Source organism: Acinetobacter sp. WCHAc010052, assembly GCF_002165295.2.
GTDB classification, from domain to species: domain Bacteria; phylum Pseudomonadota; class Gammaproteobacteria; order Pseudomonadales; family Moraxellaceae; genus Acinetobacter; species Acinetobacter chinensis.
The window spans coordinates 844,678-858,349 of record NZ_CP032143.1 but is presented as its reverse complement, the minus strand read 5'-3'; the positions used below and the strand labels follow the sequence as shown (position 1 = coordinate 858,349).

Sequence of the window (13,672 nt, the reverse complement as noted above, 5' to 3'; positions counted from 1 at the left end):
AATACGCTTTTAGTTGTTCAAACAAGTGGGACCACCTCTTAACAAACCGCATATTGAACGTTTTTTTAGCACACTCACTCATGGGATCCTTCAAAAACTACCTGGAACAACTTTTTCAAATCCGATAGATAGAGGGAATTATAACTCCAATAAAATTGCTCAATTAACTTTAGAACAGTTGAAACAATATATTGATACATGGATCCATGACGTCTACCACAAATCTATCCATCATACGACTGGTCGCTCTCCTATTGTCATGTGGCAAGATGCTATTGAAGATATTCGGCCTAGTTTTCTCAGTGATATTGATGCAAAAATTTTATGTCGTAGACCTATTGAAAGAAGCCTTAATCATGGTCAAGTCCGAGTAGATGGTATTTGTTATTTTTCACATGCACTTACGACGTTACAAGCACAAGGCATAAAGACCGTTACTGTGCTGATTGACGATTTAAATTTAAATGAGGTTTATGTCGTAGATCCCAATAATAAAGATGTCGTTATTCAAGCCGACTCGACTAATCAAGACTATACTTTTGGCTTGTCACGAGTAACTCATCTTGAAGTGCAAAAGCTAAAGAAAGCCCAATCTCGATCCGACAAACAGAGGATCGGTCCAATGTCGGACTTATATCATCTGTATAAACTTATGCACGAGATACAAAGTAATCTTATTAAACATAAACCAAGATTAAAACCACTTACTTTAGAACTTCCCAAGCAATTAAAGAAAGTTGAAGAACAGCTTTTTTCGAAAGAAAAGGACAATTCTCAACAACCTATTTCCACCATAGATGCACCTACTCCAACTGAGCAGTTTGGTTCTTTGGAGGTATTAAAACATGGAAAAATTTGACAATCGATTTGAAAGAATCCGATCTATTAATAATATTGTCATTACTTCAAATGAATTCATGGCAGCTTTTACGGGTATACAAGATTGTGTCAAAAGAAGTATTTCCTATAGTGAACCTGTTGGAAGCATGCTGCTGGCAGAAGGTGGATTAGGAAAAACAACGTTGTGCAAAACAATCTTAAGCTTAATGCCACGTTCAGAAAAAACAGAAAAAGATCATAAGAAATCTATTATTCCAGTATGTTATGTCGAAGTTCCCTCACCAGCCACAGTGAAGTCATTAGCGATAATGATGCTCAAAGAACTGGGAGATCTTACTTGTGAAAATGGATATGGAACGACTGAATACCTAACAAGTAGGCTTATTCATTTACTTGCTCAATGTGAAACTAAGCTCATATTTCTAGATGAATTCCATCATTTATTTGAGCGTAAACCAACATCTACAAGAATGAATCGGACTACAGGTAATTGGATTAAAACCTTAGTGAATAGAACTGGGATCAGCTTTTGCTTGGTTGGTTTACCTGAGTTCGTACCATTACTACAGATTGATAGCCAAATTGCACGTAGATTTCCATTCATCTACCACCTAAACCCATTAACGGCTGCTCCCTCACAGGGTGGCAGTATGTTTGCATTTCTTGCCGAAGTTTCAAGAACTCTTAGTAATCAAAATATCACTTTTATGCCAGCACTAGATAGCCAACTTGTTGGTATGCAAATTCAATTAGCTACAAAAGGGTATCACTCATACATCATGAGTCTGATTCGAGAAAGTATTACGCATGCTTTAAACGATGGAAGACAAGTCATTAATTCTAGTGATTTTAGTTTTGCCTGGAAGTTAGGTATCACACTATACATTAGCAAACAAAGTAAAAATCCATTCGAAATGAATATTTCTCAAATCGTATCACTCATGAAATAACTATCATTATGCAAAATTCTCTTTTAATACAAGCAATCCCTTATGAATATGAATCACCAATCAGTTTCCTGCTAAGAACCGCAAAACTGAATGCACACAGCTCGATCTTTAACTTAGTAGGCAAAGAAAACTATCAATTCATCATTAAGAAATCTCTTAATTACCATCTAGCGGATCATGTCCGCTTTAGTTTAGTTTTAAATGCTTTAAATATTGATAGTGATTACTCATGTCTAGCCTTTGAAAGATCAGGCCCGACAAATAGAGCTCCTAGAACAATAGGTGCAATTGAAGTGCCTCATGAATTGTTTGAATTAGACAACATACGCTACTGCCCTATTTGTCTTGGAGAAAACGGGTATTTAAAAAAAATATGGATGCTTAAACCCATTTATGCGTGCCCAATTCATTCATGCTTTTTAATTGATTCTTGTCCAAATTGTGAGAATCCAATTACATTAAAAGCAGGTGTTCAGAACTGTGCTTGTTGTGGTTTTGAATTAAATAAGGCACCAACTAGAGAAGCAAAATCGATCGAAACTATTAATTGGTTTATCGATGTTGTTAACTTCAACCCCAACAAATTATTCAAAGAGTTTGCAGCTTGCTGGAATGCGTTTAATAACTTCTTTAAGTTGGATGGATCTAACACCAATTTGAAAGTTTTCCTTTCTGTATATGAGTATTTTCATCATCCAGAAATTTCAGCACTTAAGCTCAGTGCTCTTATTAATTCTAGAATAAAATACTCACATCCTAGGGTGCAGTTAATACCATTTTTAAAATATGAGAATTTTTTCAAGAAGCACATTAAAGTCGTTGAACAAAATGCTGATGAATACAAAATAAGTGAAAAAAGTATTTCTATAAAACTTAGAAACCATCAGATAAAACGTATTTTGAAAGTTTCACGTTTTGAGCTTGAGAAATTGATTGAAAGCGACTATCTAAAGCTAGGGAAAAAAGAGCTTTATCGTGGAAATATATCGAGTATAGATATAGAACGCTTTCTTTTAGATTTAATAGACAAGGATGAATCTATAGCTGACACGCTGAGTGACACGACTTTCGTTAATGACCATATTTGTCTAAATAAGATTTCTGAATTTTTGGAAATCAATTATGAAACTGCTCGTAAACTAGCAAATATTGGATGGTTCAATTTAGAACAAAATGAACTAGATGTAGATGGTCCTAAGCAATATTCAAAGAGCAAACTTAATGAATTCGATAGAAAATATATGCTGATTGCTCTTTTAGCGAAACGGTTGAAAGTAAACCCTACAAATCTCGTGGAGAAATTAGCCTCAATAGGTATTACACCTGTTCATGGACCACATATTGACTCTACACCCATTAACATTTTTTTAAAGACAGATGTTCAAGATATAAGTACTGCTGATTTAGAGGTCATTCAACACTATCCAACACGTACAGGTAGACAAAAAGACAAGTCGGAATCAATAACTACCAGTATAGATTATTACTCTTTAAAAGAAGCAGCTGCACTTTTAGGAATTAGCCCAAATAAAGTTGCGGTACTGCTCCAAAGAGGCATTCTTAGCAAGGATAAGGACCATCTTCTCTCAGTTCAAATCCAGGCTAATTCATTATTAAATCTTAAGAAAAAACTCGAAAGCGAAGATTATGTTCCTTACTCAGAGGCAGCAAAGCAATTAAGCTGTGCTATAAATTGGATGAAAAAATATTGGTGCGAAACAGGATTTTTAAACATTGAAGATTTAATTTACTGGAAGCTCATTAATAAGAATGAACTAACTGAAGTTTTGAAGTTAAAAGAGGAATACGTCACTGGTGCTGAAGCAAGTACCCTCTTAGGTATGCGTCACTCTCATATCACTAACTTACAGAATCTAGGAATTATTAAGCCTTACTATTTGGGAAAGGAAGATAAAAAGATTAGGCTTTTCAATAAAAAAGAAGTATTAAAGTTAGTATTACAATGATTTGATAATGAGTTGAAGATCCCATCTAATCCTGATGCTGGGATCTTCTTACAATTAATAGGGCTTCATTAGGAACTTCGACTTTAACTTTTATTTTAACTATATTTCCATTTTGGTCTTTGGTTTTAGTTGTATATTGAATTAAAGCATTCTTACCGACCCCTTTTAAGAGTATTTCACCACCTTTTATCTCAACGTATTCACCCTTTTTCTTCCCAATTTTTGACTCTGGAAAGAAATCTTCAAATCCATCTTTGATATAAATTAAGCTGTTTTTTTCATCTTCTCGGACAGAACCTAATGCCATGTTAATAAAAATGTTTTTGGATTTTTCAGCATAAAAAGCATATACAGTACTTGGAACAAGGAGAATATAAAGTAGCATCATTGAAAGCTTTATATTTTTTTCATTACTTTCATTTTCAACTAATTTCTCGTTATTATCTTTCAAATTCTCTATAAATTTATCAATAAAAATTTTTAAAAGAATACTTAAAAAGAGCATTATCAATATATTTATTGATTTCCCACTATAAAATGTTAATGCAAAAGCAAAACCAAAAATGTAAAACAAAAATTTAATAAAATTATTACTTATTCTTTTAAAGAAAACTTTTAAATCTAATTTTAAAAAAATTAGATTTATTAATCCTTTAGACAACATTACTTTTAATGAAAATAAAACTTTGAAAAAATCCCTTACCGCTCTTAGACAAAATAATAAAACACTTCCAAGTGCATAGTGTGAACCCAAAAAAAATGCATATACGAATAAAAATTTTATTGTAATTAAGAAAAATAAAAGGCCATCGCCTAATGACAAGTCCGTAGGAAAGTAATCAATATGCCAAAAATATAAAAGGATAAGACATATACCAACACCTATAGTAAATTTAGCAATAAACCCACTATTATCAACAATTAATTTAATTTTCTGCAACAAAAAAAGAGTAAAATTCACTTATTCCCCATTTGTATTTTTCCTTTCAAATCATTTTTAATCAATAGAAATCTATGCCAATATTATTTAGCTTTAGCCATTATTATTTAATATTTCTAAGAGAGAAGGCAATCCTATATCTCTCATCAATATCAAATATACTGGAATAGTATATTTTTTCAGGTTTCATTAACCAAGATATCAGCACATCTTTATCGACTTCACCTGCATAGCAAACAGGCTGTAATTTAGACAATAAGTTATATAGATCAGTCGTCATACTACTTTGTGAGATATACCAATCTTTTGTAAAAATACTATCGATGTCATTTAGAATACTTTGGATTATTTCTTCTCTATCACCTTGTTCTTTGCATTCAACAAAATAGCCCACCAAGGCGTAATCTATATTACTGAAATTAACTGCACTTAAATGATAATGCTCTTCTGCCTTTCCAAAATTCCAAGCTAACCATTTACAATAACACTTACTCCAGAAGAGCTTTCTGACTTTATATTCAGCAACTTCTGCCAGTTTATGAAAGGTCTTGCCTAAGATTTGCCTAGTATTTTGGTAACCATGTTGTGGGTTAATAGCTTCGATCTTTATAGACTCCAAATATAAATCTATATCTGCTTCAGAAGCATACTTAGCCAGATATACTCCAAATCCTTCTGCAAAAATTGGAAACCTAACTGGATAACAATTAAATATCATCAACCAATGCCTTAACTGATCAGTATTAATTCCAATTTTCTGAAAAATTCGTGCAAAACAATCAGCTTCTGCATCCGTTAAATCATGATATTTATTGTTATTGAGCTCTAATGAGAAAAGTAAGACAAATCTAAAAAGTTCATTTGTGGTGTCTAAAGCAACTTGAAATCGTTGAAGTAAAGAAAAACTATGCTCCTTACAAATAAGCATAAAACTAATAAAATCTTCATATAATTCAGTAGAACTTATTAATTTTTCTGGGGAGTAATTCAATAAAAATAAGAACATTTGATATTGAAAAGTATTAGCCTGATCTAATTTTGGAGAATTCCGCCAAATATGCCAATTATTAGCTAAATGTTGCCAATCTTTCTCCTTAATCGCTTCCATATATTGTTGAACTGCTTCTTTTTCCCAAATTGGCACTTGCTGTTGTTGAGGAATAATAATATTAGTTTGAAACTTATGAAATCTCCCCTCTAAGAAAGTACTTATCTTAGTATTATTTATTACACTAAATGGTAATAGTTCCCATAGGTTTTCAAGTAGAATATTAGAAATAATAAAAATCAGTGCTAAGCATTTGGCATTATTATCCTCAGCTTCATCCCAAACACGTAGCTCTTGTATTATCCACTGTAAGAGTTCCTTTAAAGAGTTTCGTTCATCCTGATTAAGTGAGTTTTCTAATCCACAAGATTTTTTATTATAGAAATTTTCTAGAACAGGATAATCTTTTATTAAATTTTGATAAATCTCACTACGCTCATCTCTAGAAAATTTAAAAGGAATCTCTTCTGGAATGGACATTATTGTATTTAAAGTTCGAGATGGCTTAATAGGGCTAATCGTTCCAATACTCTCTGTAATTAAAGCACTTAAAAATATTTTATTCTGCTCTAACTCTTCCATACTAAACACTCCTGATGGTCTAAAGCAGCCCATAAACTTTCAAATGCATCAGCAATTAGGCGACCATCAGACACCTCTTGAAAAATATGGTGTGCCTTACCTAAGCTATTTACAGAAGTCCCTAAGGACCAAGCTCTTGGACCAATGCTAGTTTTAGGAAAAATAAGGAACCGATCATGGAATGACCAACCGTATTGATCAATCTTGGCTCTAAATTCCAGCCTCAAACCAAACTTATTTTCACAACTATTCTCTAGTTCCTCACTATAATTCTTTAATGCATCTTTTTTTGTTTGGCTCTCTGTATCTGGTGGATACTCCAAAGCCGTAATAGCTTTTAAATTTGAATTAGAATGAGGGCAATAGAATAAAGTTCGTAAAATATCTTGAGGCGCTAAGTAAGGATCCCAAATGTAAACTGATTCTTGACCATAATGTTGAATAAGTGTCCTGAGATCATCATGTGCTTTAACAGACTCATCACGCTTGTATTGAATCAGTTTCTTTTGGTTTAACAAATCTGTTTTTTCATGTTCATATAAACGCTGTGATGTCCATGTATGATTTAATATCTTCGATTCATTTTTATCAGTATTTATATTAAACGATCGATTTGTAATCATACCTATTCGAATTAGTTCTCTATCTGTGCTGTTATTTTTGATATAAAAACCTCGAGGCTCATGCTCAATCATTGCGCTATTCATTGTGACTTCATGAATAAAGGAACTTTTCCCAGAAGCCGCTAATAAAATTTTTCTATCATCATCCCATAAGTAATATCGATGTGCACCTCTTTCATGCATCATAGGAATAGTCACGTCATTAGTCTTAATTCGACAAGAATAGAAGTCTTGACATGTTTTATCATCCAAACGAATACAATTAAAAACTAGATTTTTACCTTCAGAAGAGGCCTTAGGATGCCAAGCTACTTTTAAAGTTAACGCATTACCTTGTTTCGTATGATGCAAGTCTGTCAATACAATGGAGACTGGTAATTGAATGATAAGATTTCCTAATCGGTCTGATAAACTTGCCAATTTAATTGGTATAAATTTTTGAATTTGTTCAGATAACTTTTGCAATAAATCAGGCTGTTCGAAGAAAACTGTAAAATTATCTTTTGTTGTATCAAACCACTCAAAAACATGTGAACCACTCCAAAAATTGTTTTTCAGTATTTTGTTGAGTGGTACTACTTCTGTAGCATCAGGTGGGACAAATATTCTAGGAATTAAATCAAGGCTGTTTGATAATAATAAATCCTTTTTATTCGCAGCCCATACATTATTTTGAGCTAAATTCATCAGAAGAGCTCTTGTTTCTTCTACATCTATTGAATATTTTACCATTCCAAAAGAAATATCTTTTAAACCTGGTATTCTTAATGGTTTTGGAGTTAATAAAATTTCTTGCTGAAGTTCTTTCGTTGATTCTTCTTGAGCAACCACTACCGTCAAAACATTAAAAGGTTGAGGCCTTCCATCCCCTTTAGGTATCGCAAAGATAGTTATAATTTCGAACTGATTGTGAAAACCAATGATATTGGGCTCTAATAACTCAAAGATAGAGTTTATATAGTGTGAAGCTTCCAGCATAACTTATTTACTCTTACGCTCATCTGCACCAACCCTATCACATACACTTCTTAACAACAAAATATCTTTATAGTCAGCCAGTTATTTCAAATATTTAAAAATACAGACCGACTACAAACAGATTTTGCTAAGCACATGCATAGACAATAAGATGGTACTTTTCCAATTTTAAATCGTAAGCTCATAGGCTTTACTTAGGCAGACGAAATAGGGCCAGTAAGTCTGATGCCGCCAAGAAAGCTCTCTAATATACTCAACAGCAGAATACTCGTATTTTAAAATTGACATAGGTTGTGTCGTTTTACCTAAAAAATGACATAGGTTGTGTCGCTATCCTCTGTCATTATGTGTCGCAAGATTTGTTAAGTAATTGATTTTTCATTATTGCTTATGACAAACCTTGTGTCGTGTGACGGCCGTCCCATCATGCGACGCATAAGTTGTCATTGAGAAACCGCCATTAATGGCGGTTTTTTCTTTAATCCAGATTGAATTTTAATCACATGAGTTAATCCAACTTAAATATTTGATCATCTATCAACTTATTATAAATATCAGTCATTTTTAAACCCTCTTAACATTAAATAAAAAAACAAATAAAAACACAACAACGGGGTAACTATTAATATAAAATAAATTAAAATACTTCTCTTATTATCCTTGTAAATTTTTATTTGTTCACTCGAACTTACAAGAGTACTACCATCCATCCGACGCAACTCATAAACAACATCATTTAAATCCAAAAATTTTAAATTAGGTCTAAAACTTTTCAATATAAAACTCTCACCTTTAAAATCACCATAATCACATCTAGTTATTTTAATAAAATCACAAACAAGCACATAATCATATCTTTCGTCTTCAGCACTATCTGCATATGCCCAAATATCCCCACCCTGCTTTGAAGTCCCTGTTTTAAAATACCCTTTCATTATAATATTTTTCTCTGAAGACTTATTAAAACCATCTTCAATATCATATAAAAATAAAATATTTAATTTAGATAAAACTCCCGTAAAACCAAAAATAATAAAAATTAATATTAACAACCCCCTTTTAAAGCTAAAAACATGATCACAATTTAATTTCTTTTTCTTATAAAAATTAAATAACAACAAAACATAAAAAAAACTAAATAACAAACAAGTCAAAGACTGATAAAACAATTATTCTAAAAAATTAAATTTAATTATAAAAATAATATTAATAAAAAAATAAATAAAAAACAAATTAAAAATAAAAAATTTACTTCTCAACATAATAAATACTTACCTAAACTGCAAATTAATATTTACTTCTCTTTTAAAAGAAAATTCGCTCTAACTTTCTCTACCTCACTAAACAGAAAAAAGTTTGATTAACATAATTCACTACGCCTGAAATCTGTTCTATATAATGTAAAAGTTCTGGTGTTTTATCACCTTGAATCAACTTTACTGTTCGTGATAGATCAAAACCATCAAACTGACAATAAAACAAAGGCTCACCACGTTTTAAAATCAAATCTTTAGACGTATCATGCCATTCAAATGCCCACATCAACGGTCGTGGCCAAATATGAATCGGGAAACGACCACCAAAAATTGTTCCTGGTAATAGATGTTTTCTATAATGACCAAATGCATCGAGCTGAGTGATATACACCACTTCATCTGCTATAAAACAATATGGAAGTTTTAACTGTAAAATTGGTACATTAGGCGTTCGCCATTCATTTTCATTAACGAGCGTTAACAGTTCTCACAACTTATTTCCACGCACTGGTCATGATCCGAGAAGAATCCCCCCACCTCTATAGGTCCTGTCTCTGAATGCTTTTGATCATCTGTTATTGGGAAATTAATATACATTTGAAATTTACTGCCAAAAAGCCAATACACTTTATTTAAGTATACTTTTTAATCACATAAAAACAAGGATAAAATCCGATAAAATATTGTTTTTTAAATTTTTAATTTAAAAAAAACAAACTCTCAGTTTTATTTATAAAATCTACCTTAATCACATTTTTAACTATATGCGACAGTCATTTCTCATCGAGAACATAATTATCCGATAGCTGTAGAATGACATCAGTTGTGTCGCATATTCCACAAAATGTCATCTATTGCGTCGCTTTTAATGTCATTATGTGTCGCAAGATTTTCTATGTCTTTGAATTTATGTTTACTGAAATGACAGAGAATATGCCGCATGACGGCGTGACACATAAGTTATCATGATAAAACCGCCATTAATGGCGGTTTTTTTTAAAGATGCAATCCAGTTTTTAATTAAATATTTATATTACACATAGATGCAAAAGCAATGAAAAGGCTAAAATACTTATAAAATTAAATACATATCAGAGACGAGTCTATTTAAATAAATCACACCTTAACCCCATCAACTTTTTTTAATCTTTTCTAATTTTAAAGAAGTCTATTCACCCAACTGAATTCCATTTTCCTCTATATAATTTTTCCACCGTTCATATTTTTCTTTATTTTCAAACTGTTCCGACTCCCCATAATAATGAAGCAACCTGTTCAATGCGTAGTGATACTCAGCATAACCCAGTGACTGCTCAAAGTACTGAATGGCTTTTTTGGTATTCTGTTTCAGCTCTATTCCACCTTCATGCATTAAAGCAAAATATATAGCCGTATAACCTTCATCGTTATCACGTTTAATTATTTTCAGGACTTTTTTATAATCCTGTGCATCATAATACAGGTCAGCAAGCTGTTCCCCACAGAAATAAAAACGCTTTTCTGCCTGTTCATAATACCGCATTGCAAGCTCAACATTTTTTTCTACATCTATACCGTCATAATACAGCCCTGCCAGGTTTTTATAAGCCTGCCCATTACCTAACTGCATACTCTGTTCAAAACACATCACCGCCTGAGCACTATCTTTTACAACACCTTGCCCGTTTAAATACAAACAGCCCATATTGTTCCAGCCCCATGAGTTGCCCAGCTGTGCTGCCTGTTCATAGTATGAAAAAGCCTGCGCTTTATTGCAGAAAGCTTCATGATCATCATAAATCAACCCTGCTTCCACCATGCTTTCACTGTGCCCTTTACTGGCTGCAAGCTGAAAATACTGAAGTGCTTCGTCTATACAGTCTTTTTCCTGATACTGTTTTGCCATCTGAAACAGGGTGTCTGCGTCAAAAAATTTCAGATACTCTGTTCCCTGTGCTTCAATCCACTGCTGATAAAACCGTTCAAAAAACTTCAGGTCTTTCCCTCGAAAACTGAAGCGCTTTAAATAATACTGCCCAACCTGCTCCGCAGTCAGTTTTTGTACTTCTCTTTGTAAATTAATCGTATACAGCTGTGTACCTTTATACAGCGTCAGCTGACTGAATTCAGGAAAGTAGCGATCCAGCGCAGGGGCAATATAATCAAAAAGATCACTCAGGTATTTCTGTTCTGCATCGTAATAGCGCATGCCATCTGTAGCTGTGCAACGGAAAAACTCCGTATCTGTATATTCAATTTTGCTGAAGTCATTTTCCAGTGGAATCAGCCACTGATGTTGCTGCGCATCATACAGACCATACTGTCCTGCATTTTCAAACAGATACACATCTTTCAGAAAATGAATATAAGCATCATTCAGCAGTTTATCGCAGCCTTCAGGCAGCAGAAATGACTGGCTGAAGGTATCATACACATGCCATTTTTTCTGTTTCCGGTAGACAAAACTGCGGTAGTTATCTGACCACATTTTCAGTTCATCCACCTCATCCAGCAACACTGAACCATTGGCATTCAGAACAGATATTTTTCGCTGAAATTTATGAGGGCTGACCTGTATAAAATTGGGTGACAGTGCTGAAAGTATATCTTCCATATACTCACCAAATATTTCACCATTGCTCTGAAAATACTGTCTTTTGGCACTGCCTTTCTGTTTATAGAAATACAGATGAGCATCAGAACTCAGATAGTGCATTTCAAATGGCACGGCGGATGACTGCTGAATAACCTGTTCATTCTGAAGATTTCGCAGCTGATACTGATCATCCAGCAGTACATTGAAACAGTCTGTATATGCCAGCTGGTCTACAGCATCATATACAGGTGGAAGCATCCACTTACCCGTATCCGCACAGATCAACCCCTGCTTTTCAGGTGCATGCAAAGGCTGAACAACAGCATAGTTGATGGATTCATGTGAGAAGGTATCAAAAGCCTCAGAAAATTGTGCCTCCAGCACAATCTGCCCTGTATCACGGATATAGCCATATTTTTCATCTTTCAAAAAAACAGCAATGCCTTCATCATTAAATGCCCAGAGCTGACTGAACTGTGGTTCCAGTATCACTTCACCCTTGCGATTTTTCAGCCCCCACAGACCATTGCTCTCAAAACTTTCTGCTGCATGCTGATACAGTGATTTTTCCCAATAGCCAAGTCCATACTGAATCCAGTCAGTTTCCAGCATGTCACGAAAACTTTCATAACCTGTTTTGGCTACTTCTTCATTCAGCAGAGACAGGTCACGGCTTTCCAGTGCCTGCTCAAAAATACCCTGCATTTGCTGAATATCTTCAACCCATTGCTGTGCCTGCTCTTTATGGCTTTCCTCATTCATATTAAAAACATCAGATGCATCCATTTCAAAACACGCAAAAGGCAGATTTTCCAGCACTTCAAACATTTGCCTGCGTGGTTCATAAAAACAGGCTTTATAAGTCAGCTCATAGCTTTCACCCAGTAAATCATAAAAACGATGCAGATTTGCAATCCCTGCTTCACGGTCAAAATACAGTAAGCTTCCTTTCACCCGCGGATTGGCAAAAAACAGCGGCATCAGCAACAAGGGAATCACATAATTCCATTCAGCAAGCAGTTCTGAATATTTTTCTTTGCCATTTTTACTGACGTTATAGACATAAATACGATGTGCCATAGAGGGAACCCTGGTTTATTTTTGCAAAATCTGTGCTGTACTTTTTTATAGTGAAAGTAAATATTCAGCTGCATATTTACTTGAATACTTCACTCTTTTTTCAGTTTTTTTCATATCCGGCAGACTGACTACAATACAACGCGCTGACTTGTCTATACAGTATTACTTCTTTCATTTTGCTGTATCTTTTCAGCTTTTAACCTGAGATACCAGAAAAACTTCCAGTCGCCATATTAAGTGGATAAACTACCAAAATTACAACAACTTAAAACATGAAAATGCTCAAAACAGCTCTTCAAAAACATCCGAACGCCTTATATCTTCAAATTTACAGCAATAAAATGCAGTTGCTTGCACATGACGGTTCCATCCTTGCAACTGAAATCCCATCCACAGCTTACTGTCACAGCAGAAGTATTATTGGCAATTACGATGCAGCTAAACAGACATGTAAACAGCTGCTGAAGCACAGAACCCATTCAGTTTTCAGCACTTCTCCATATGTTATAACCGAGATTATGGAACAGACTGAAGGTGGACTGACGCAGGTGGAAATCAGGGCTTTAGCCGAAATGATTTTTAACGCAGGCGCACGTGATGTACAGATTTACAGCAGAGATTCTGTTTCTGGCCAATGTGGAAATGTTTCTGTATATGACTCATCTGCACGGCGTACTGCATCCAGATCTCAGCTCAGACTGGTCACAGCTGCTGTCCTGATTTTCAGTCTGCTGGCTGTATTTTTTCTGGTGATAATGCAGGGGAAATAACAATAGCTATTTATGCTGATTGTTGCCATTTCTTTATGTATGCTGCTTGCCCTGAGACTGAAG

General features: G+C 34.0%; 9 protein-coding genes and 1 pseudogene. 4 read left to right on the top strand and 6 right to left on the bottom strand.

The window, feature by feature from the left end; all coding sequences use genetic code 11:
• Positions 1-25 precede the first annotated feature (25 nt).
• Genes CDG61_RS04585 through CDG61_RS04575 form a run of 3 tightly spaced genes read left to right on the top strand, consistent with a single transcriptional unit; the run spans position 26 to position 3,757 of the window.
• Positions 26-859, top strand: a complete 834-nt coding sequence (locus CDG61_RS04585) for a Mu transposase C-terminal domain-containing protein (RefSeq protein WP_416240698.1) — start codon at positions 26-28, stop codon at positions 857-859.
• A complete protein-coding gene (locus CDG61_RS04580; protein WP_087551241.1) occupies positions 846-1,790 on the top strand; it encodes a TniB family NTP-binding protein in 945 nt (314 codons plus the stop codon). Before CDG61_RS04585 ends, CDG61_RS04580 begins: the two co-directional genes overlap by 14 nt.
• Positions 1,791-1,798: 8 nt before the next feature.
• A complete protein-coding gene (locus CDG61_RS04575; protein ID WP_087551242.1) occupies positions 1,799-3,757 on the top strand; it encodes a TniQ family protein in 1,959 nt (652 codons plus the stop codon).
• Positions 3,758-3,782: 25 nt separating this feature from the next.
• Here the strand turns inward: CDG61_RS04575 and CDG61_RS04570 are convergent, their stop codons facing one another.
• The 6 genes and pseudogenes from CDG61_RS04570 to CDG61_RS04545 form a co-directional block, all read right to left on the bottom strand.
• Entirely contained in the window at positions 3,783-4,718 is a 936-nt protein-coding gene (locus CDG61_RS04570; protein WP_087551243.1) for a hypothetical protein, read from the bottom strand.
• Between the two features lie 82 nt (positions 4,719-4,800).
• Positions 4,801-6,327, bottom strand: a complete 1,527-nt coding sequence (locus tag CDG61_RS04565; protein WP_087551244.1) for a hypothetical protein — start codon at positions 6,325-6,327, stop codon at positions 4,801-4,803.
• On the bottom strand, positions 6,315-7,928 hold the full coding sequence (locus CDG61_RS04560) for a VPA1262 family N-terminal domain-containing protein (RefSeq protein ID WP_087551245.1): 1,614 nt from the start codon (positions 7,926-7,928) through the stop codon (positions 6,315-6,317). Before CDG61_RS04560 ends, CDG61_RS04565 begins: the two co-directional genes overlap by 13 nt.
• Positions 7,929-8,482: 554 nt before the next feature.
• Positions 8,483-8,980, bottom strand: coding sequence for a hypothetical protein (locus tag CDG61_RS04555; protein WP_147387769.1), 498 nt, complete (start codon positions 8,978-8,980; stop codon positions 8,483-8,485).
• Between the two features lie 242 nt (positions 8,981-9,222).
• A pseudogene (locus tag CDG61_RS17615) lies at positions 9,223-9,695 on the bottom strand (hypothetical protein); the annotation flags it as partial.
• Positions 9,696-10,352: 657 nt separating this feature from the next.
• Positions 10,353-12,839 (bottom strand): SEL1-like repeat protein, encoded by a 2,487-nt coding sequence (locus tag CDG61_RS04545; protein ID WP_087551247.1) that lies wholly within the window; start codon positions 12,837-12,839, stop codon positions 10,353-10,355.
• Between the two features lie 341 nt (positions 12,840-13,180).
• Here CDG61_RS04545 and CDG61_RS04540 point away from each other — a divergent pair, with 341 nt between their 5' ends.
• Entirely contained in the window at positions 13,181-13,609 is a 429-nt protein-coding gene (locus tag CDG61_RS04540) for a hypothetical protein (RefSeq protein WP_147387768.1), read from the top strand.
• Positions 13,610-13,672 lie beyond the last annotated feature (63 nt).

Excerpts from the sequence above, each read along its gene's own strand:
- CDG61_RS04545 (WP_087551247.1), bottom strand. The coding sequence starts at position 12,839 with ATGGCACATCGTATTTATGTCTATAACGTCAGTAAAAATGGCAAAGAA.
- CDG61_RS04560 (WP_087551245.1), bottom strand. The coding sequence starts at position 7,928 with ATGCTGGAAGCTTCACACTATATAAACTCTATCTTTGAGTTATTAGAG.
- CDG61_RS04580 (WP_087551241.1), top strand. The coding sequence starts at position 846 with ATGGAAAAATTTGACAATCGATTTGAAAGAATCCGATCTATTAATAAT.
- CDG61_RS04540 (WP_147387768.1), top strand. The coding sequence starts at position 13,181 with ATGCAGTTGCTTGCACATGACGGTTCCATCCTTGCAACTGAAATCCCA.
- CDG61_RS04565 (WP_087551244.1), bottom strand. The coding sequence starts at position 6,327 with ATGGAAGAGTTAGAGCAGAATAAAATATTTTTAAGTGCTTTAATTACA.
- CDG61_RS04575 (WP_087551242.1), top strand. The coding sequence starts at position 1,799 with ATGCAAAATTCTCTTTTAATACAAGCAATCCCTTATGAATATGAATCA.